This is a genomic window from Tibeticola sp., assembly GCF_022759015.1.
In the GTDB taxonomy this organism is placed as follows: Bacteria; Pseudomonadota; Gammaproteobacteria; order Burkholderiales; family Burkholderiaceae_C; genus Tibeticola; species Tibeticola sediminis.
Window position 1 is genome coordinate 48,123 of the sequence record NZ_JAEMQB010000037.1, and the last position, 19,591, is coordinate 67,713.

19 protein-coding genes are annotated in these 19,591 nt (G+C 64.6%); 5 read left to right on the forward strand and 14 right to left on the reverse strand.

The features are described 5' to 3' along the window. Nucleotides 1-55: 55 nt before the first annotated feature. The 6 genes from hscB to uvrB form a co-directional block, all read right to left on the reverse strand. Nucleotides 56-616, reverse strand: coding sequence for a Fe-S protein assembly co-chaperone HscB (gene hscB, locus JHC36_RS02315; RefSeq protein ID WP_287915342.1), 561 nt, complete (start codon nt 614-616; stop codon nt 56-58). Further along, entirely contained in the window at nt 613-936 is a 324-nt protein-coding gene (gene iscA, locus JHC36_RS02320) for an iron-sulfur cluster assembly protein IscA (protein WP_287915344.1), read from the reverse strand. Before iscA ends, hscB begins: the two co-directional genes overlap by 4 nt. A 10-nt stretch (nt 937-946) precedes the next feature. Then, on the reverse strand, nt 947-1,333 hold the full coding sequence (iscU, locus tag JHC36_RS02325; protein ID WP_124221723.1) for a Fe-S cluster assembly scaffold IscU: 387 nt from the start codon (nt 1,331-1,333) through the stop codon (nt 947-949). Between the two features lie 36 nt (nt 1,334-1,369). After that, nucleotides 1,370-2,602: an IscS subfamily cysteine desulfurase gene (locus JHC36_RS02330; protein WP_287915349.1), complete on the reverse strand. Its 1,233-nt coding sequence runs from the start codon at nt 2,600-2,602 to the stop codon at nt 1,370-1,372. 49 nt (nt 2,603-2,651) lie between these two features. After that, on the reverse strand, nt 2,652-3,191 hold the full coding sequence (iscR, locus tag JHC36_RS02335; protein ID WP_287915351.1) for a Fe-S cluster assembly transcriptional regulator IscR: 540 nt from the start codon (nt 3,189-3,191) through the stop codon (nt 2,652-2,654). Between the two features lie 142 nt (nt 3,192-3,333). Then, nucleotides 3,334-5,442, reverse strand: coding sequence for an excinuclease ABC subunit UvrB (uvrB, locus tag JHC36_RS02340; protein ID WP_287915354.1), 2,109 nt, complete (start codon nt 5,440-5,442; stop codon nt 3,334-3,336). Nucleotides 5,443-5,550: 108 nt separating this feature from the next. Here uvrB and JHC36_RS02345 point away from each other — a divergent pair, with 108 nt between their 5' ends. The 3 genes from JHC36_RS02345 (at nt 5,551) to JHC36_RS02355 (ending at nt 9,233) form a co-directional block, all read left to right on the forward strand. Next, entirely contained in the window at nt 5,551-6,747 is a 1,197-nt protein-coding gene (locus JHC36_RS02345) for an amino acid aminotransferase (protein WP_287915356.1), read from the forward strand. A 375-nt stretch (nt 6,748-7,122) separates the two neighbouring features. Continuing rightward, a complete protein-coding gene (locus JHC36_RS02350; RefSeq protein WP_287915358.1) occupies nt 7,123-8,511 on the forward strand; it encodes a polyhydroxyalkanoate depolymerase in 1,389 nt (462 codons plus the stop codon). Nucleotides 8,512-8,558: 47 nt separating this feature from the next. Beyond that, nucleotides 8,559-9,233 carry an RnfABCDGE type electron transport complex subunit B gene (locus tag JHC36_RS02355; protein WP_287915360.1) on the forward strand — a complete coding sequence of 225 codons (675 nt, stop codon included), beginning with the start codon at nt 8,559-8,561 and terminating at the stop codon, nt 9,231-9,233. A gap of 183 nt (nt 9,234-9,416) precedes the next feature. On the opposite strand, the gene JHC36_RS02360 is transcribed toward JHC36_RS02355, so the two are convergent. Genes JHC36_RS02360 through scpA form a run of 5 tightly spaced genes read right to left on the reverse strand, consistent with a single transcriptional unit; the run spans nt 9,417 to nt 16,702 of the window. Further along, entirely contained in the window at nt 9,417-9,929 is a 513-nt protein-coding gene (locus tag JHC36_RS02360; protein WP_287915362.1) for a VOC family protein, read from the reverse strand. Continuing rightward, on the reverse strand, nt 9,926-11,977 hold the full coding sequence (accC, locus tag JHC36_RS02365) for an acetyl-CoA carboxylase biotin carboxylase subunit (RefSeq protein WP_287915364.1): 2,052 nt from the start codon (nt 11,975-11,977) through the stop codon (nt 9,926-9,928). Before accC ends, JHC36_RS02360 begins: the two co-directional genes overlap by 4 nt. A 20-nt stretch (nt 11,978-11,997) precedes the next feature. Continuing rightward, nucleotides 11,998-13,530 carry an acyl-CoA carboxylase subunit beta gene (locus JHC36_RS02370; protein ID WP_287915366.1) on the reverse strand — a complete coding sequence of 511 codons (1,533 nt, stop codon included), beginning with the start codon at nt 13,528-13,530 and terminating at the stop codon, nt 11,998-12,000. Nucleotides 13,531-13,568: 38 nt separating this feature from the next. After that, nucleotides 13,569-14,549: a methylmalonyl Co-A mutase-associated GTPase MeaB gene (gene meaB, locus JHC36_RS02375; protein ID WP_287915369.1), complete on the reverse strand. Its 981-nt coding sequence runs from the start codon at nt 14,547-14,549 to the stop codon at nt 13,569-13,571. After that, nucleotides 14,546-16,702: a methylmalonyl-CoA mutase gene (gene scpA, locus JHC36_RS02380; RefSeq protein WP_287915370.1), complete on the reverse strand. Its 2,157-nt coding sequence runs from the start codon at nt 16,700-16,702 to the stop codon at nt 14,546-14,548. The genes meaB and scpA overlap by 4 nt, the downstream gene beginning before the upstream one ends. Nucleotides 16,703-16,800: 98 nt before the next feature. On the opposite strand from scpA, the gene JHC36_RS02385 reads away from it, so the two are divergent. Next, a complete protein-coding gene (locus tag JHC36_RS02385; protein WP_287915373.1) occupies nt 16,801-17,436 on the forward strand; it encodes a GntR family transcriptional regulator in 636 nt (211 codons plus the stop codon). Between the two features lie 141 nt (nt 17,437-17,577). After that, nucleotides 17,578-17,766: a hypothetical protein gene (locus JHC36_RS02390; protein WP_287915376.1), complete on the forward strand. Its 189-nt coding sequence runs from the start codon at nt 17,578-17,580 to the stop codon at nt 17,764-17,766. Nucleotides 17,767-17,768: 2 nt separating this feature from the next. Here the strand turns inward: JHC36_RS02390 and JHC36_RS02395 are convergent, their stop codons facing one another. From JHC36_RS02395 to JHC36_RS02405, 3 genes are all read right to left on the reverse strand, one after another. Next, on the reverse strand, nt 17,769-18,686 hold the full coding sequence (locus JHC36_RS02395; RefSeq protein WP_287915379.1) for a cation diffusion facilitator family transporter: 918 nt from the start codon (nt 18,684-18,686) through the stop codon (nt 17,769-17,771). Nucleotides 18,687-18,729: 43 nt separating this feature from the next. Then, the gene (locus JHC36_RS02400; RefSeq protein WP_124221696.1) at nt 18,730-19,152 is read right to left on the reverse strand and encodes an OsmC family protein; all 423 of its coding nucleotides are present in this window, start codon (nt 19,150-19,152) and stop codon (nt 18,730-18,732) included. Beyond that, nucleotides 19,145-19,591, reverse strand: a 447-nt coding sequence (locus JHC36_RS02405) for a rhodanese-like domain-containing protein (RefSeq protein WP_287915383.1), incomplete at its 5' end; no start/stop codon positions are given. The genes JHC36_RS02405 and JHC36_RS02400, both read right to left, overlap by 8 nt.

Consider the following 19,591-nt stretch of genomic DNA (forward strand, 5'->3'; position numbering starts at 1 on the left):
TGGAGTCGCCGCGGCTACGGTCGCGCAGAGCCGTTTGGATGGTCCTGCTGGCGCGTCAGCGGCGCCGCTCGCGGGCCTCCGCCAGCTCATGCTGCTTTTGCAGCAGCGCCTGCCGTATCCGGTCGATGAACATGAGTTGTCGAACCGCCTCGGCCGCAGCCTTGGGGTCGTGATGGGTGTCGAGTGCCTGCTCAACCGCGGCGAGCGTTCGCGCGCGCGCCGCTTCGATCTCCGCACGCAAGGCTTCCAAGGCCTGCGCATCCTGCGCATCCTCGAGCGCTTCGCGCCAGGCCATTTGCTGCATCAGGAAGGCCGGCGGCATCGCCGTGTTGTCTTCGGCTCGAACCGGAAAGCCGTCGAGGCTACACAGATAGGCCGCCCGCCGCACCGGATCGAGCAAGCGCTGCCGCGCCTCGTTGATGCGAACCGCCCACTGCATCGCGAGTCGTTGCGCGGCCTCGCCCTGACTCGCAAAGCGGTCCGGATGGGCCTGCCGCTGCAAAGCCTTCCACCGGGCATCGATTTCCGCCGGGTCCTGGGCGAAGCGCCGCGGCAGTCCGAACAGCGCGAAGTCGTCCGACTGGAGCGTGGTTTCCGTCGCCTGCACCTGCGTCAAACCCTGAAGCTCTCGCCACACCCGCAGCGGTCACGCTCGTTCGGGTTGTTGAACCGGAAGCCTTCGTTGAGGCCCTCGCGCACGAAGTCGAGCTCGGTGCCATCGATGTAGGCCAAGCTCTTGGGATCGATGATGACCTTGACGCCGTGTTGCTCGAACACCAAGTCCTCCGGCGCGATTTCGTCGACGTACTCGAGCTTGTAGGCCAGGCCGGAGCACCCGGTGGTCTTGACACCGAGACGAACCCCAACTCCTTTGCCGCGACGACGGAGGTATTTCTTGATGTGCGCCGCAGCGGCTTCGGTCAACGTGATGGCCATCGGGCCCCCTTTAGCTGGCGTGTTTTTTCTTGTAATCCTCGACCGCGGCCTTGATCGCATCTTCGGCCAGGATCGAGCAGTGGATTTTCACCGGAGGCAAGGCCAGTTCTTCGGCAATCTGGCTGTTTTTGAGCTGAGCCGCTTCGTCGAGCGTCTTGCCCTTGACCCATTCGGTCACGAGCGAGCTCGAGGCGATGGCCGAACCACAGCCATAGGTTTTGAAGCGCGCGTCTTCGATCACGCCGGTCTCGGGGTTGACCTTGATCTGCAGCTTCATCACGTCACCGCAGGCGGGGGCACCCACCATGCCGGTGCCGACGCTTTCATCGTTCTTGTCGAAAGAACCGACGTTGCGCGGGTTCTCGTAATGGTCGACGACCTTTTGGGAATAAGCCATGATGAATTCCTCCTGAATCAAGCGGTCAATGGGCGATCAATGGGCGGCCCATTGAATGGTGGATAGATCGACCCCTTCTTGGTACATCTCCCAAAGGGGACTGAGTTCGCGCAGACGCGCCACGTTTTCGCGGATGGTCTGGACGGCGTAATCGACTTCTTGCTCGGTGGTCCAGCGACCCATCGTGATCCGCAGGCTGCTGTGCGCGAGCTCATCGCTGCGGCCGAGCGCGCGCAGCACATAGCTGGGTTCGAGCGAGGCCGAGGTGCAGGCCGACCCGCTCGAGACGGCCAAACCCTTGACCCCCATGATGAGCGACTCGCCCTCGACGAAGTTGAAGCTCAGGTTGAGGTTGTGCGGCACGCGCCGGGTTGGATGCCCATTGAGAAATACCTGCTCGACATCCTTCAGTCCGGCAAGCATGCGCTCATGCAGCGCGCGAACCCGGGCATTGTCCTCAGCCATTTCGAGCTTCGCGATCCGGAACGCTTCGCCCATGCCCACACACTGGTGCGTGGGCAAGGTGCCCGAACGCAGGCCGCGCTCATGACCGCCGCCGTGCATCTGCGCCTCGAGGCGGACCCGGGGCTTGCGCCGCACGTAGAGCGCGCCGATGCCCTTAGGGCCATAGGTTTTGTGCGAGGCGAGGCTCATCAAATCCACAGGCAGCGTCGAGAGATCGATGTCGACCTTGCCGGTGGCCTGGGCCGCGTCGACATGCAGCAGCACACCCTTCTCGCGGCAGATGCGGCCGATTTCCGGGATGTCCTGGATCACGCCGATCTCATTGTTGACCAGCATGACACTGGCCAGAATGGTGTCGGGGCGGATCGCGTCTTTGAATCGATCGAGGTCGAGCAAACCGTATTCCTGCACCGGCAGATAGGTCACTTCGAAGCCTTGGCGCTCGAGTTCACGCATGGTGTCGAGTACGGCCTTGTGCTCGGTCTTGACGGTGATGAGGTGCTTGCCCTTGCCTTGATAAAAGTGCGCCGCACCTTTGAGGGCCAGGTTGTTCGACTCGGTGGCGCCGCTGGTCCAGACGATCTCGCGCGGATCGGCGCCGATCAGGGCTGCGACCTGTGCACGGGCTTTTTCGACCGCTTCCTCCGCTTCCCAGCCCCAGGCATGGCTGCGCGAGGCCGGGTTGCCGAAGTGGGTGTGCAGCCAGGGCACCATGGCTTCGACCACCCGCGGATCCACCGGCGTGGTGGCACCGTAGTCGAGGTAAATGGGCATCGAATCAGGACGGGACAGGGCGTGGGACATGGGCTCAGCCTTTCGAAAAAAGAAGTATCGGGTCGGTGGGTTCGAACGTTCAGCCCTTGGCCAGAGCGGCACCCAGCGCGAACACCGAATTCGGGGCGTTGACCCGTACGGGCTTGACGCTGGAAGGCATCGGGGCAATGGCCCGCTTCGGCGCGCGGTGATTGTCGAGCGAAACACCTTGCGCTTTTTGCTGGTCGACCAAGCTCTGGAGGGTCACGGACTGGAGAAACTCCAGCATGCGATCATTGAGGGCTGACCAGAGGTCGTGCGTCATGCAACGACCGGCCTCGCCTTGGCAGTTTTCTTTGCCGCCACAATGGGTAGCGTCGATCGGCTCGTCGACCGACAGAATGATGTCGGCCACCGTGATCTCTTCGGCGGGGCGGCCCAGCGTGTAGCCACCGCCCGGCCCACGCGTCGACTCGACCAACCCGTTGCGGCGCAGCTTCCCGAAAAGCTGCTCCAGATAGGAAAGCGAAATTTGCTGCCGCTGGCTGATGGCGGCCAAAGTAACCGGCCCCGCGGCCTGGCGCAAGGCCAGATCGATCATGGCAGTAACGGCAAACCGTCCTTTGGTGGTGAGGCGCATGGCTGACTCCTTGAGCACGCCACGCGGGACCTGGAATGGAGGATGCCCCAGTCATTCCCGAGTGACGGCGTCAAGTATAACAGATATCCGACAAAATCACTCTGCTTTATAAACTTCTCGGTAACTCGGTGAACCATTGCGTTCATGGTGCCGCATCCTCGGGTGCCATGCTGGCGGTATCGGGCACGACGGCACCGAAGGTCCGCTCTTTGAGGCGTTGGAGCTGGTCGCGCACAGCCGCCGCTTTCTCGAATTCCAGGTCTTTCGCAAAGGCGAGCATCTGCTTTTCGAGACGCTTGATCTCACGCGCGACTTCTTTCTCGCTGAGCGCCTCGATCTCTCCCCTCGCGCGCTGGTCCTGTTCGAGCCGCTCGAGCTCGCGGCCGGCTTTTTCACTGTAGACACCGTCGATGAGGTCACGCACCTCTTTGATGATGCCCCGCGGCGTGATGCCGTGTTCCAGGTTGTGTGCGACTTGCTTGCGCCGTCGGCGCTCGGTTTCCTCGATGGCACGCCGCATGGAGTCGGTCACCCGGTCTGCGTACAGGATCGCCCGGCCATGCACATTGCGTGCGGCACGGCCGATGGTTTGAATCAGGCTGCGCTCGGAGCGCAGGAAGCCCTCTTTGTCGGCGTCGAGGATCGCGACCAGGCTCACCTCGGGGATGTCGAGCCCCTCGCGCAAGAGGTTGATGCCGACGAGCACGTCGAAGCTGCCGAGCCGCAGGTCACGGATGATTTCGACCCGCTCGACCGTGTCCACGTCGGAATGCAGGTAGCGCACTTTGACGCCGTTTTCGTTCAGGTAGTCGGTCAGCTGCTCGGCCATGCGCTTGGTGAGCACGGTGATCAGCACCCGCTCGCGCCGCTCCACGCGCAGGCGGATTTCCTGCAACACATCGTCGACCTGGTGGGTGGCCGGGCGCACCTCGACTTCGGGGTCGACGAGCCCGGTCGGGCGCACCAGCTGCTCCACCACCTGTCCCGAGTGGGTGCGCTCGTACTCGGCCGGCGTGGCCGAGACGAAGATGCACTGCCGCATGCGGCGCTCGAACTCCTCGAACTTCAGGGGCCGGTTGTCGAGCGCCGAGGGGAGCCGAAAGCCGTATTCGACCAGCGTGGTCTTGCGCGCGCGGTCGCCGTTGTACATGCCACCGAGTTGGCCGATGAGCACATGGCTCTCGTCGAGGAACATCACGGCGTCGCTCGGCAGGTAGTCGGTCAAGGTGCTGGGGGGCTCGCCCGGCGCGGCGCCCGAGAGGTGCCGGCTGTAGTTTTCGATCCCTTTGCAGTGACCGACTTCGCTGAGCATTTCGAGGTCGAAGCGGGTGCGCTGCTCGAGCCGTTGCGCTTCGACGAGCTTGCCCATGCCCACCAACTCCTTCAGTCGTTGGTCGAGCTCGAGCTTGATGCTCTCGACCGCCGCGAGCACCTGGTCACGCGGGGTGACGTAGTGGCTGCTCGGGTAGACCGTGAAGCGCGGAATCCGCTGTTTGACGCGGCCGGTCAGCGGGTCGAACAGCTGCAGGCTTTCGACCTCGTCGTCGAAGAGTTCGATGCGGATCGCCAGCTCCGAGTGCTCCGCAGGAAAGACGTCGATGGTGTCGCCGCGTACCCGGAACTTGCCACGAGTAAAGTCTTGGTCGTTGCGCTGGTATTGCATGCGGATGAGCTGCGCAATGATGTCGCGCTGCCCCATGCGGTCGCCGGTGCGCAGCGTCATCACCATGCGGTGGTAGCTCTCCGGGTTACCAATGCCATAAATGGCGCTGACGGTGGCGACGATGACCACATCGCGCCGCTCCATCACGCTCTTGGTGCACGACAGCCGCATCTGCTCGATGTGCTCGTTGATGGCGCTGTCCTTTTCGATGAACAGATCGCGCTGCGGCACATAGGCTTCGGGCTGGTAGTAGTCGTAATAGCTGACGAAGTACTCCACCGCGTTTTTCGGGAAGAACTCGCGAAACTCCGAATAGAGCTGCGCCGCCAGGGTTTTGTTCGGCGCGAACACGATGGCCGGGCGCCCCAGGCGCGCGATCACGTTGGCCATGGTGTAGGTCTTGCCCGAGCCCGTCACGCCGAGCAAGGTTTGAAACACTTCGCCGTCACGCACCCCTTCGACGAGCCGCTCGATCGCCTCGGGCTGGTCGCCCGCCGGCGGATACGGCTGGTACAACTCGAAGGGCGAGCCCGGAAAGCGCACGAAGCGGCCAGGACGCTCGGTGGGAGGCGATTGCGTTTCGATCATGGCTCGAGAGTATCCCGCGAATGCCGACCGGAGGTCGGTAAAATCGCGGGTTGTCCCGGTGCCCCGCGGTGCCAATTCCGTCCCTCAACCCACGCCAGGCTCTACACCATGTCCTTGTTTTCCGCCGTCGAAATGGCCCCCCGCGATCCCATTCTGGGGCTCAACGAACAGTTCAACGCTGATCCGAACCCGAACAAGGTCAACCTCGGCGTGGGCGTCTATTTCGACGACAACGGCAAGTTGCCGCTGCTCGAGTGCGTGCGCCAGGCCGAACAAACCCTGATGGCTGCGCCCAAGCCGCGTGGCTACCTGCCGATCGATGGCATCGTGGCCTACAACCAGGGCGTCAAGGCGCTGGTGTTCGGTGCCGACAGCGAGCCCGTGCAGTCGGGGCGCGTCGTGACGGTGCAGGCGCTCGGCGGCACCGGTGGACTGAAGATCGGCGCCGACTTCCTCAAGAAGCTCAACCCCACGGCCCAGGTGCTGATTTCCGATCCGAGCTGGGAAAACCACCGCGCGCTCTTCTCGGCCGCGGGCTTCGACGTGGGCACCTACGCGTATTACGACGCCGAGCGCCGTGGCCTGAATTTCGCGGGCATGCTCGAGAGCCTGCGCGCCGCCACGCCCGGCAGCATCGTCGTGCTGCACGCCTGCTGCCACAACCCCACGGGTTATGACCTCGACGCCGGCCAGTGGGATCAGGTCATCGAGGTGGTGCAGTCCCGTGGGCTGATTCCCTTCCTCGACATGGCATACCAGGGCTTTGGCTTTGGTTTGGCCGAGGACGGCGCGGTGATTCAAAAGTTCGTCGCCACGGGCATGGAGTTTTTCGTCTCCACCTCGTTCTCCAAGAGTTTCAGCCTCTACGGCGAGCGTGTGGGCGCGCTCTCGGTGGTCAGCCGCAGCAAGGACGAGGCCGACCGCGTGCTCAGCCAGCTCAAGATCGTCATTCGCACCAACTACTCCAACCCGCCGACGCATGGCGGGTCGATCGTGGCCGGCGTGCTGGGCAACCCTGAGCTCCGCGCGCTCTGGGAGCGGGAATTGGGCGAGATGCGCGTGCGCATCAAGTCGATGCGGCAACGGCTCGTGGACGGGCTGAAGGCTGCCGGCGTGCAGCAAGACATGAGCTTCATCACGCGGCAAATCGGCATGTTCAGCTACAGCGGCCTCACCAAAGAGCAGATGGTGCGGCTGCGCAACGAGTTTGGGGTTTACGGCACCGATACCGGCCGCATGTGCGTGGCGGCGCTCAACAGCAAGAACATCGACTACGTGTGCAAGGCCATCGCCGCGGTGGTCTGACGCGCTCCGGATGCCGGCCTGCACCGGCCGTGACACGCATGAAAGCCGCCTGCGGGCGGTTTTCTGCTTTTTTCGCGGGATCCCAGCGTGAACTGGTCAGAGGCTGAGAGGGAATTGGGCGTGCCCGAAGGGGCGCCCCAAAACGCGTCCGAGTAGGCGCAAAGCACAGCCGTAGCTCGGGCTACGGCGCGCATTTGCAACGCCCTCGGGCGTGTTTTGAGACGTCAAAGCGGGCATGATCAATTCCCTCTCAGCCTCTCAGTTCTTGTGATCAAAAATGGATCGTTCTGAGGGCGTTGCGCGCGGGATGATCCCGATGCAGCGTCTGGCCATATCGGTTATATTGCACTGCAACAATTCTTTTCGCAGGCCACGATGCTCTACCAGATCTACGAAACCCAACGGGCTTTCATCGAGCCCTTTGCCGACCTTGCACAGGCGAACGCCAAGCTGTTTTCCAACCCGCTGTCGCCCTTTGGCCAGATGCCCATGGCGCAACGCATCGCTGCGGGCTATGCCTTGCTGCACCGCCTGGGAAAGGACTATGAAAAGCCGCAGTTCGGCATCCATACGGTGCCCGTCGATGGCGTGGAGGTCGCGATCCATGAGCGCGTGGAGATCGACAAGCCGTTTTGCGAGCTGCGTCGTTTCAAGCGCTTCAGCGACGACCCCAAGACACTGGAAAAACTCAAGGGCCAGCCGCCGGTTCTGATCGTTGCGCCCTTGTCTGGGCACTACGCCACGCTGCTGCGCGACACCGTGCGCACCCTGCTCCAGGACCACAAGGTCTACATCACCGACTGGAAAAACGCCCGCATGGTGCCGCTGTCGGAGGGGGAGTTCCACCTCGACGACTATGTCCACTATGTGCAGGAATTCATCCGCCATCTCCAGGCCCAATATGGCAACTGCCATGTGGTGAGCGTCTGCCAGCCGACGGTGCCGGTGCTCGCCGCCGTGTCGCTGATGGCCTCGCGCGGTGAACGCACGCCGCTGACGATGACCATGATGGGCGGCCCGATCGATGCGCGCCGCTCGCCCACGGCGGTGAACAATCTGGCGATGAAGCGCAGCTTCAGCTGGTTCGAAAACAACGTCATTTACCGCGTGCCGCCGAATTTTCCCGGCGCGGGCCGACGCGTCTACCCCGGTTTCTTGCAGTACACGGGCTTCGTCGCGATGAACCCGGATCGGCATGCGACCAGCTACTACGACTATTTCCGCAACCTCATCAAAGGCGACGATGCCAGCGCCGAGGCGCATCGCAAGTTCTATGACGAGTACAACGCCGTGCTCGACATGGATGCGAACTATTACCTCGAAACCATCCGCACGGTGTTTCAGGAGTTCAAGCTCGTCCACGGAACCTGGGACGTCCGCGCGCCCGACGGCACGCTCGAGCGCGTGCGGCCGCAAGACATCAAGGACACGGCGCTGCTGACGATCGAGGGTGAACTCGACGATATTTCCGGCTCCGGCCAAACGGAGGCGGCGCACGACCTCTGCACGGGCATCGTCCGCAAGGAACAGCACCACCTCGTCGTCGAAGGGGCGGGCCACTACGGCATCTTCAGCGGCCGCCGCTGGCGCGAGCGGGTCTACCCGCACGTGCGGGATTTCATCGCCGAGCATCAACGCACGTTCGTGAACCCGCCGGCGGCGACTGAGGTCGCCCCGGTCGAAGCAGCCGTATCCGCGCCCGCCGAAGTGAGCGCCGAAGCCGCCCCGCCCGTGCGCAAAGGCCGGCGGACTTCTGCGGCCTGAGAGGCTGAGCTTGGCCCAGTCCCTGACCCCTTGAAGGAATCGGCTCGATGAGCGCGCTTGAACGGCTGGCCCGCGAAATCGACGACGCGCTGCCGCAAACGCAGTGTCAGCGCTGCGGCTATCCCGACTGCGCCCACTACGCCGACGCCATGGCGCGCGAGGGTGCGGCGATCAACCGCTGCCCGCCCGGGGGCGCTGAAGGCATCGCTCGGCTGGCGGCCTTGTGTGGGCGCGAGCCCGCGCCGCTCGACCCGGACTGCGGGGTGGAGCAGGCGCGCAGCGTCGCCTGGATCGACGAGGACTGGTGCATCGGTTGCACGCTGTGCATCAAAGCCTGCCCGGTCGATGCGATCGTCGGTACGCACAAACGGATGCACACCGTGCTCGAAGCCGAGTGCACCGGCTGCGAGCTGTGCATCCCCGTCTGCCCGGTCGACTGCATCCGCCTCGAAAACATCAGTGGCGCGGCGACGGGCTGGGCTGCGTGGTCATCTGAACAGGCCGAGCGCTCGCGTCGCCGCTATGCGGCCCACCGCGAGCGGCTGGCGCACGAGGAGCGCGCACGCGTCGAGCGGCATGTCGCCGAAGCCGAAGCCAAGCTTGCCGATTTGCCGGGGCATTCCCGGCTGACCGACCCTGCGGTGCTCGAGAAAAAGCGCGCGGTGGTCGAAGCGGCACTGGCCCGCGCGCGGGCCAAACTCGAAGGCGTGAAGAACGCCTGAGCCCGTGACGAATCGGGTGGGTCAGAGGCTGAGAGGGGATTGGGCGTGCCCGAAGGGGCGCCCCAAAACGAGCCCGAGTAGGCGCAAAGCACAGCCGTAGCTCGGGCTACGGCGCGCATTTGCAACGCCCTCTGGCGTGTTTTTGGGTGTCAAAGCGGGCATGACCAATTCCCTCTCAGCCTCTCAGACGGGCGCCTGAGCCAGCGCGGCAAACGCGCGCACCACCTCGGGTGGAGCCTGAACCAGCTCGATCAACACCCCTTCCCCACTGATGGGGAATTCCTCATTACCCTTGGGGTGCAAAAAGCAAATGTCGAAACCCGCCGCCCCAGGGCGGATGCCGCCCGGCGCAAACCGCACGCCCTGGCTACTGAGCCAGGCCACGGCGGCGGGCAAATCGTCGATCCACAGGCCCACGTGGTTGAGCGGCGTCGTGTGAACCGCCGGCTTCTTTTCGGGGTCCAGCGGCTGCATCAGATCCACCTCGACCTTGTAGGGGCCGCTGCCGATCGCGCAAATGTCTTCGTCGACATTTTCCCGTTCGCTCGCAAAGTGGCCGGTCAGCTCGAGTCCGAGCAGGTCCACCCAGAGGCGCCGCAGCCGCTCTTTGTCGGGCGCGCCGATGGCGATTTGCTGGATGCCGAGGACTTTGAACGGTCGCTCGGGCGCCTGCGGGGGTACTGCTGCGGCGTTCATGCGGCGAACTCCACGATCGGTTGATCGACGGCGAGCGATTCGCCCTTCGAGGCGAGCACCTTGGCCACGACCCCATCGGCACTGGCGAACAGAACGTTCTCCATCTTCATGGCTTCGATCACGGCGATGCGCTCGCCCGCCTGCACCTTCTGCCCCGGCGCGACCGACACCTCGACCAGCAAGCCCGGCATCGGGGAGAGCACGAAGCGGCTCATGTCCGGCGGCGCCTTGAAGGGCATCAGGCGGAACAGCTCGGCCACCCGCGGGCTCAGCACCAGCGTGTCGATGCGTCGCCCGTTGTGCCCAATGCGGTAGGCCAGCGGGTGTTGGGCGTCCCCGCGCTCGACCTGAGCCGTGAACGGCTGGCCGTTGACGGTGCCGGTGAATACGATGTCGTTGAGCCTAGAGGTGCTTTCGATTTCATAGCACTGGGTGCCCAGTTTGACCCGGGCCCGGCCGGAAATGCCATCGAAATCGTCGATTTCGACCGGCGTGTGCACATGCTGACCATCCTCGGACAGCGTCACGACGACCATGTCCCGCTGCTCCGGCGCGGCATAGCCCGGCAGCCGCCCGGTGATGCCCGCGGCCCGCGAGCGCGATTTGCGCCGCACATAGGCCGCGAGCGCAAGCAAGAAGGACGGATCCTCGTGCGCAACGTCATGCGCGGTGAAACCGTGCGGATAGTGCTCGGCGATGAAGCCGGTGTTGAACGCGCCGGAGACGAACTTCGGATGCGCCAGCAGCGCCGCCTGGAACGGGATGTTGCTCTGTACGCCGCGGATCACGAAGCCGTTGAGCGCCTCGCGCATGCGCGCGATCGCGTCGGCGCGGTCGGTGCCGTGGACGATGAGCTTGGCGATCATCGAGTCGTAATACATCGGGATCTCGCCGCCCTCGAACACGCCGGTGTCGACGCGCACGCCATAGCGATGGGTGGTGTCGGCCTGCCACATCGATTCCTTCGGTGGTTTGAAACGCACGAGGCGCCCGGTCGACGGCAGGAAGTTTCGGAACGGATCTTCGGCGTTGATGCGGCACTCGATGGCCCAGCCCTCGCGCCGGACGTCGGCCTGCGTGATCGGCAGCTTTTCGCCGGCGGCAACGCGGATCATCAGCTCCACCAGGTCCAGGCCCGTGATGCACTCCGTCACCGGGTGCTCGACCTGAAGCCGGGTGTTCATCTCGAGGAAATAGAAATCCTGGTCTTTGCCGACCACGAACTCCACGGTGCCCGCGCTCTGGTAGTTGACCGCCTTGGCCAAGGCCACGGCCTGCTCGCCCATGGCGCGGCGGGTGGCGTCGCTGATGAAGGGGCTGGGCGCCTCCTCGATGACTTTTTGGTGCCGGCGCTGGATCGAGCACTCGCGCTCATGGAGGTAGACCAGGTTGCCGTGCGCGTCGCCGAGCACCTGGATTTCGATGTGCCGGGGTTCGAGCACGTATTTCTCGATGAAAACCCGGTCGTCACCGAAGCTGTTGCGCGCCTCGTTGCGGCAGGAGGTGAAACCCTCAAGCGCTTCCTTGTCGTTGAAGGCCACGCGCAGGCCTTTGCCGCCACCACCCGCGCTCGCCTTGATCATCACGGGGTAACCGATGCTGCGGGCGATTTCGACTGCCCGCTCGGGCGATTCGATCGCGTTGTTCCAACCGGGGATGGTGTTCACACCGGCTTCGGTGGCGAGCTTCTTGGAGGCGATCTTGTCCCCCATGGCCGCGATCGAGTAGTGCTTCGGGCCGATGAACACCAGGCCCTCTTCTTCGACGCGGCGGGCAAAGTCTTCGTTTTCCGACAGGAAGCCATAGCCTGGATGGATGGCCTGCGCGCCGGTCTGCTTTGCGGCGGCGAGGATTTTGTCGGCCACCAGATAGCTCTCGCGGCTGGGCGCCGGCCCGATGCACACCGCCTCGTCGGCCAGCAGCACATGCCGCGCATCGCGGTCGGCCTCGGAATACACGGCGACCGTCTGGATGCCCATCTTCTTCGCCGTGGTGATGACCCGGCAGGCGATCTCGCCGCGGTTGGCAATCAGAATCTTTTGGAACATGGGGTTCGACTCCTCGGGTCTCACAGCGGAATGTTCCCGTGCTTGCGCCACGGGTTTTCGAGCTTCTTGTCTTTGAGCATCACCAGGCTGCGGCAGATGCGCTTGCGGGTTTCGTGCGGCAGGATGACGTCGTCGATGTAGCCGCGCTCGGCGGCGACGAAGGGGTTGGCGAAGCGGCGTTTGTATTCGGCTTCACGCTCGGCGAGCTTGGCCGGGTCCTTCTTGTCCTCGCGGAAGATGATCTCCACCGCACCCTTGGCACCCATCACGGCAATCTCGGCATTCGGCCACGCCAGGTTCACGTCGCCACGCAGGTGCTTGGAAGCCATGACGTCGTACGCGCCGCCATAGGCTTTGCGGGTGATGACCGTAATTTTCGGCACGGTGCATTCGGCATACGCGTAGAGCAGCTTGGCACCGTGCTTGATGATGCCGCCGTACTCTTGCGAAGTGCCGGGCATGAAGCCGGGCACGTCGACGAAGGTGACGACCGGGATGTTGAAGGCGTCGCAGAAGCGAACGAAGCGCGCGGCCTTGATGCTGCTCTTGATGTCCAGGCATCCCGCCAGCACCAGCGGCTGGTTGGCCACGATGCCCACCGTCTGCCCGTCCATGCGCGCGAAGCCGACGATGATGTTCTTGGCGTTTTCGGGCTGAATCTCGAAGAAGTCGCCGTCGTCGACGGTCTTCAAGATCAACTCCTTCATGTCATAGGGCTTGTTGGGGTTGTCGGGCACCAGGGTGTCGAGGCTGAGCTCGGCCCGATCCACGGGGTCGCCGCTCGGGCGCAGCGGCGGCTTCTCGCGGTTGTTGAGCGGCAGGTAGTTGAACAGCCGGCGCAGCATCAGCAAGGCTTCGACGTCGTTGTCGAACGCACCGTCGGCCACGCCGCTCTTGGTGGTGTGGGTCATCGCGCCGCCCAACTCCTCGGCGGTCACCTCCTCATGCGTCACGGTCTTCACCACCTCGGGGCCGGTCACGAACATGTAGCTCGAATCCTTGACCATGAAGATGAAGTCCGTCATGGCCGGCGAATACACCGCGCCGCCTGCGCACGGCCCCATGATCATGCTGATTTGCGGAATCACGCCGCTGGCCATGACGTTGCGCTGGAATACTTCGGCATAGCCGCCCAGCGAAGCCACACCCTCCTGGATGCGCGCGCCGCCCGAGTCGTTGAGGCCGATGACCGGCGCGCCGACCTTCATCGCCTGGTCCATGATCTTGCAGATCTTCTCGGCATGCGCCTCGGACAACGCGCCGCCAAACACCGTGAAGTCCTGGCTGAAGACGAACACCAGGCGGCCATTGATCATGCCGTAGCCGGTGACCACGCCATCGCCGGGGATCTTGTTGTCGGCCATGCCAAAGTCGGTGCAGCGGTGTTCGACGAACATGTCCCACTCTTCGAAGCTGCCCTCGTCCAGCAGCACCTCGATGCGCTCACGGGCGGTCAGCTTGCCCTTGGCGTGCTGTGCGTCGATGCGCTTCTTCCCACCGCCCTCGCGGGCGGCCGCGCGCTTCTTCTCGAGTTGTTCCAGGATGTCGTGCATGGAGAGGTCTCCTCGTTCGGTATGAAATCAAGAGCAGCCTAGCACCGGCTGGCGCTGGCTTCGAGCAGTTTTCTTGCCGCAGTCGACGCCGGCAGCGTGCCGGCGCTGACCTCGGCGCTGAGTCGGGGCAGCAGTTCGCGCACCCGGGGATGGGTGCGGAAGGCCTCGCGCAGACCGCTGTCGATGCGCTCCCACATCCAGGCCAGCGCCTGCTCGCGCCGGCGCGCGGCGATGTCGCGCGCGGCGCGATAGGCCGCCACCGCGGCCCAGAACTCAGGAATGCCCTGCCCTTTGAGCGCGCTCAGCCGCAGCACACGGGCCCGCCATTCGCTCGCGCGGCCGTGCTGCGTGAACAGCCGCAGCGCGCTGGTGATCTGCGCCTCGGCGCGGGTCGCCGCATCGGGGTCGAGGTCGGCCTTGTTGATGACGATCAAATCGGCGACTTCCATCACACCCTTCTTGATCGCCTGCAGATCGTCACCGGCATTGGGCAGTTGCATCAGGACGAAGACGTCGGTCATGCCGGCCACCGCCGTCTCGCTCTGCCCCACGCCCACGGTTTCGACGATCACCACGTCGTAGCCGGCGGCCTCGCACAGCAGCATCGTCTCGCGGGTTTTCTCGGCCACGCCGCCGAGCGTGCCGCCCGAAGGGCTCGGCCGGATGAACGCGCGCTCGTGCACCGAGAGCCGCTCCATACGCGTCTTGTCGCCCAAAATGGAGCCCCCTGAGACGCTCGACGACGGGTCCACCGCGAGCACGGCGACGCGATGCCCTTGTTCGATCAGGTACAGCCCCAGCGCCTCGATGAAGGTGCTTTTGCCCACCCCGGGCACACCGCTGAGCCCGAGCCGAAACGCGCCGCCCGTGTGCGGCAGCAAGGCGGTCAACAGCGCATCGGCCTCGGCGCGATGCTCGGGCCGTGTCGATTCGATCAGGGTGATGGCCTTGGCCAGCGCCCGGCGTTGCGCCATGGGCGCGCCGTGCAGAAGATCGGCCTCGATGCGCTCGATGTTCAAGCCTGCGCCTTTTTGATCTGCTCGAGCACGTCTTTCGCGCTGGCTGGAATTGGGGTGCCGGGGCCATAAATGCCCTTCACCCCGGCCTCATACAGAAACTCATAGTCCTGCCGCGGAATCACGCCGCCGACGAAGACGATGATGTCTTCCGCGCCTTGTTGTTTGAGGGCCTCGATGATCGCGGGCACCAGCGTCTTGTGCCCCGCGGCGAGCGTGGAGATCCCGATCGCGTGCACGTCGTTCTCGATCGCTTGGCGCGCGCACTCCTCGGGCGTCTGGAACAGCGGGCCGATGTCGACGTCGAAACCCAGGTCGGCAAAAGCCGTGGCCACCACCTTGGCGCCCCGGTCGTGCCCGTCCTGCCCGAGCTTGGCGATCATCACGCGCGGCCGACGGCCGTGTTCCTCGGCGAACTGCGCGATTTCCTTTTGCAGTTGTTCCCAGCCCTCAGCGGAATCGTAAGCAGCGGCGTACACCCCGGTCACCTTCTGTGTGTCGGCGCGGTGGCGCCCGAAAACTTTCTCCAGCGCGTCGCTGACCTCGCCCACCGTGGCGCGCAGTCGGATTGCCCGGATGCTGAGGTCGAGCAGATTGCCCTGGCCGGTGCGCGCGCACTCGGTCAGCCGGTCGAGCGCAGCCTGCACGGCAGCGTGGTCGCGGCTCGCCTTGATTTGGGCCAGGCGCGCGATTTGTTGATCGCGCACCTTGACGTTGTCGACCTCGAGGATTTCGACCGGGTCTTCCTTTTCGAGGCGGTATTTGTTCACGCCCACGATCACGTCTTTGCCCGAGTCGATGCGCGCCTGCTTTTCGGCCGCGGCCGCCTCGATCTTGAGCTTGGCCCAGCCGGAGTCGACCGCGCGGGTCATGCCGCCCATGGCATCGACCTCCTCGATGATGGCCCAGGCTGCGTCCGCCATGTCCTGGGTGAGCTTCTCCATCAAGTAGCTGCCCGCCCAGGGGTCGATGACGTTGGTGATGTGCGTCTCTTCCTGGATGATGAGCTGCGTGTTGCGCGCGATGCGGGCGCTGAACTCGGTGGGCAGCGCAATCGCCTCGTCGAAGCTGTTGGTGTGCAGGCTTTGCGTGCCACCAAACACGGCGGCCATCGCTTCGATCGTGGTGCGCACGATGTTGTTGTACGGATCCTGCTCGGTCAGGCTCCAGCCGCTGGTCTGGCAGTGCGTGCGCAGCATCAGGCTCTTGGGATTCTTCGCGCCAAAGCCCTTCATGATGCGGCACCAGAGCAAGCGCGCGGCGCGCATCTTGGCGATCTCGAGATAGAAATTCATCCCGATCGCCCAGAAGAACGAAAGACGGCCGGCAAACGCATCCACATCCAGCCCTTTGGCCAGCGCCGTCTTCACATACTCCTTGCCGTCGGCAAGCGTGAAGGCCAGCTCCAGCGCCTGGTTCGCCCCGGCCTCCTGCATGTGGTAGCCCGAAATGCTGATCGAGTTGAACTTCGGCATGTGCTGGGCCGTGTACTCGATGATGTCGCCGATGATGCGCATCGACGGCTCGGGCGGATAGATGTAGGTGTTGCGGACCATGAACTCCTTGAGGATGTCGTTCTGGATGGTCCCGGCCAACTGGTCTTGCGCCACGCCCTGCTCTTCGGCAGCCACCACATAGCCCGCCAGCACCGGCAACACCGCGCCGTTCATGGTCATGCTGACGCTGACCTTGTCGAGCGGAATGCCGTCGAAGAGGATCTTCATGTCCTCGACGGAATCGATCGCCACCCCGGCCTTGCCCACGTCGCCCACCACCCGCGGGTGGTCGCTGTCGTAACCGCGGTGCGTAGCCAGATCGAACGCCACACTGACGCCCTGCGCCCCGGCGGCAAGCGCCTTGCGATAGAAGGCGTTGGACTCCTCGGCGGTCGAGAAGCCCGCGTACTGGCGGATCGTCCAGGGGCGCACCGCATACATCGTCGCCTGTGGCCCGCGGATGAAGGGCTCGAAGCCCGGCAAGGTGTCGGTATAGGGCAGCCCCTGCAAATCGGCCGCCGTATAGAGCGGCTTGACCCGTATGCCGTCGGGCGTGACCCAGGTCAAAGCCTCGACGTCCCCGCCGGGCGCGGATTTTGCGGCGGCCTTTTTCCAGTCGTCGAGGGTGGCAGGCTTGAATTCAGGTCTGGGCGTGGTCATGCGGCACTCAAGAGGAATTTTGGCGGCAAGTCTACATCATTCATAATTATTGATGCAGAATATTGCGCAACACTGACATCGCATCCCAGGCTCCATTCATGTCCGCCATCACGCTCGCTCCCCGTGCGCTCTACGAGGAAGTCGCCGAATTGCTGCGCCAGCGCATCTTTCGCCGCGAACTCCAGCCCGGCGCCTGGATCGACGAGCTGCGGCTCGCGCAGGAACTCGGCATCAGCCGCACGCCGCTGCGCGAAGCCTTGAAGGTGCTGGCCGCCGAGGGCCTGGTGACCATGAAGGTGCGCCGCGGCGCCTACGTCACCGAAGTGTCGGAGAAAGACCTGCGCGATGTCTACCACCTGCTCGCGCTGCTCGAGTCCGACGCTGCCGCCGTGGTTGCCCGCCGCGCGCGCGACGCCGACCTCGCGCAGTTGCAGGCCCTGCACGACGACCTTGAAGCCGCGGTCGCCGACCGCGACCGCTTCTTTGCGGTGAACGAACGCTTCCACATGGCCCTGCTCGAACTGGCCGACAACCGCTGGCGCCTCCAGGTCGTGGCTGATCTGCGCAAGGTGATGAAGCTCAACCGTCACCACTCGCTGCTCAAGCAAGGGCGCATCGAAGAATCCCTCGCCGAGCACCGCGCGATCATGGAGGCGCTGCGTGCGCGCGACCCAGAGGCCGCCCGCGCCGCGATGGGGCATCACTTCGAAAACGGGCTCGAGGCTGCGGGCTGAGGCCCACCCACCGAGACTCAAATTCGATAGCAACCGAACCGCATTTCACGCTGGCAAGCAGCCAGAAAACACCAAAATTCTGCGCAGAGCCGTCACCCTAAATCCGGCAGTTGACCGCTACTCGCGAAAAGCAAGATGTTGATGTTTCAACAATTCTCGGTGCGCAGGCTGTTCACCGTTTGGGTGAGCGCTGCGCACCCGTTCGAGTCGCCCTCGGGCGCGGGGGCGGCGTTGCAAATCCTCGCCATGGCACGCGCCATGGCTGTGGTTTGCGCCTTGCCCGCGCGCCCGATGACGACCCGCCCGGGCGCGCCCAACTGCCGGATTTAGGGTCACGGCAGGTCGCAGGCCTGCGCGAACGGGCTGCGGGTGATCTGCAAGGTCACGTGGGTGATGTCGAAATGCTCGTGCAGTTCCTCGGCCGCATGCTGCAAAAAAGCATCGTCGCCCCCCTCCGGCATGACCAGGTGCGCCGTGAGCGCAACCTGACCCGTGCCCGGCGCCCAGATGTGCAGGTCGCGCACCTCCGTCACACCCGGCAGGCCCGCGAGCAGCGCCCGCACGGCTTGCGGGTCGAGGCTGTCGGGCACGCCGTCAAACAGCAAGTGCAAGGACTGCCGAAACAGCCCCCAGGTGCCCACGCCGATCACCGCCGCAATCACCAGACTCACCACCGGATCGAGCCACACCCAGCCCATCCACAGCGTCAGCGCCCCGGCGATCACGACGCCGAGCGACACCAAGGCATCGGCCGCCATGTGCAGGAAGGCGCCGCGGATGTTGAGGTCCGCCTCGCCGCCGCGCATGAACAGCAAGGCGGTGGCGGTGTTGATGAAGATGCCCACGCCCGCCACCGCCATGATGGTCACGCCCTGCTCCTGCACCAGGCCTACCCCCAGCCGTAAGCGCCCGATCGCCTCCCAGGCGAGCCCGCCAATCGCCATGAGCAAGAGCACGGCGTTGGCAAAAGCCGCCAGCACCGAGGCGCGCTTCCAGCCCCAGGTGTGCCGCGCATTGGGCCGCAACCGAGCGGCCATCGCCCCGCCCCAGGCCAGCAGCAGACCGGCGACATCGCTGAGGTTGTGCCCGGCGTCGGCCAGCAACGCGAGCGAATCGACCTTCCAGCCATAAAACCCCTCGATGACGACGAAGGCGATGTTGAGCGCGATGCCGATGGCAAACGCCCGGTCGAAGTTGGCGGGCGCGTGGCTGTGGCTGTGCGCGTGGGTATGAGCGTGGGGATCGGACATCTGTGACGAAGAAAGAAGCAGCAAGGCACCGAGCGCGGGGCCATCAGCGACGGCGCAGCACGCCTTGCAGATCGGTGCCGGGCGCGACGGTGTTGAAGACCGTGCCGTATTTGCGCACGTTTTCATGCAGCAAACGCAAGCGCTGGTCGGACTCGTCGGTGTCGACCACGATTTCGTACCGAATCGACTCCATCTTCGGCGGCACATCCTGCCGAACGCCGTCGACGATCACCTCGACACCGCGCAACTGAAACTTGAGGATCGGCACCACCCGCTCGATCCCCTTGATCATGCAGGCCGACAACGCCGCCAGCAGCAGCTCGGCGGGGTTGAACGCCTGCGGGTTGCCCGCCAGGTCAGTGTCGAGCGCAATCTGCGCCTCTTTGCACACGGCCAGGCTGCCGTGGGCATCGACGCGCCGCGCCTGCACATGAAAACGCATACGGGTCGGGGTCGAATCACTCATGGTGAGTTTCCGGTGATGGCTGCGGAAGCGGGCCTTCGGCCGCGGGTTCATGGCGGCGCCCGAGCACAGGATAGCCTTTTTGCATCCACAGCAACACGCCGCCACGCATCGGTCGCGCGTGGGGGTAGCCGCGCTCGCGCAGGAAAGCCGCCGCAGCCTCGCTCTCACGCCCATCGCGACACACGAGCACCAGTTCGCGCTCACGCGGCAGCTCGCCGTAACGCGCAGCGAGTTCCGCCATCGGCAGGTTCACCACCTCCGGCGCGACCAGCGCGAGCGCCTGCGCTTCCCCCGGCCGCCGCAGATCGACGAACAAAGCACCCTGTTGCGCGCGTTCCCGCGCCAGGGTCGTACAGATTTGAACTTCGGGATGGGCGGTCATGCACAGAAGACGCAGCGCCCGCCAAAAAGACGCAGGGCCAGCCCGAGTGCCTGCCCC

Coding starts and splice junctions, on each gene's coding strand:
- JHC36_RS02385 (WP_287915373.1), top strand. CDS start 16,801: ATGTCCGCCATCACGCTCGCTCCCCGTGCGCTCTACGAGGAAGTCGCC.
- uvrB (WP_287915354.1), bottom strand. CDS start 5,442: ATGATCGAAACGCAATCGCCTCCCACCGAGCGTCCTGGCCGCTTCGTG.
- accC (WP_287915364.1), bottom strand. CDS start 11,977: ATGTTCCAAAAGATTCTGATTGCCAACCGCGGCGAGATCGCCTGCCGG.
- JHC36_RS02350 (WP_287915358.1), top strand. CDS start 7,123: ATGCTCTACCAGATCTACGAAACCCAACGGGCTTTCATCGAGCCCTTT.
- JHC36_RS02370 (WP_287915366.1), bottom strand. CDS start 13,530: ATGCACGACATCCTGGAACAACTCGAGAAGAAGCGCGCGGCCGCCCGC.
- JHC36_RS02355 (WP_287915360.1), top strand. CDS start 8,559: ATGAGCGCGCTTGAACGGCTGGCCCGCGAAATCGACGACGCGCTGCCG.
- JHC36_RS02330 (WP_287915349.1), bottom strand. CDS start 2,602: ATGTCCCACGCCCTGTCCCGTCCTGATTCGATGCCCATTTACCTCGAC.
- JHC36_RS02345 (WP_287915356.1), top strand. CDS start 5,551: ATGTCCTTGTTTTCCGCCGTCGAAATGGCCCCCCGCGATCCCATTCTG.
- iscA (WP_287915344.1), bottom strand. CDS start 936: ATGGCCATCACGTTGACCGAAGCCGCTGCGGCGCACATCAAGAAATAC.
- JHC36_RS02360 (WP_287915362.1), bottom strand. CDS start 9,929: ATGAACGCCGCAGCAGTACCCCCGCAGGCGCCCGAGCGACCGTTCAAA.
- JHC36_RS02390 (WP_287915376.1), top strand. CDS start 17,578: ATGTTTCAACAATTCTCGGTGCGCAGGCTGTTCACCGTTTGGGTGAGC.
- iscR (WP_287915351.1), bottom strand. CDS start 3,191: ATGCGCCTCACCACCAAAGGACGGTTTGCCGTTACTGCCATGATCGAT.
- scpA (WP_287915370.1), bottom strand. CDS start 16,702: ATGACCACGCCCAGACCTGAATTCAAGCCTGCCACCCTCGACGACTGG.
- JHC36_RS02395 (WP_287915379.1), bottom strand. CDS start 18,686: ATGTCCGATCCCCACGCTCATACCCACGCGCACAGCCACAGCCACGCG.
- iscU (WP_124221723.1), bottom strand. CDS start 1,333: ATGGCTTATTCCCAAAAGGTCGTCGACCATTACGAGAACCCGCGCAAC.
- JHC36_RS02400 (WP_124221696.1), bottom strand. CDS start 19,152: ATGAGTGATTCGACCCCGACCCGTATGCGTTTTCATGTGCAGGCGCGG.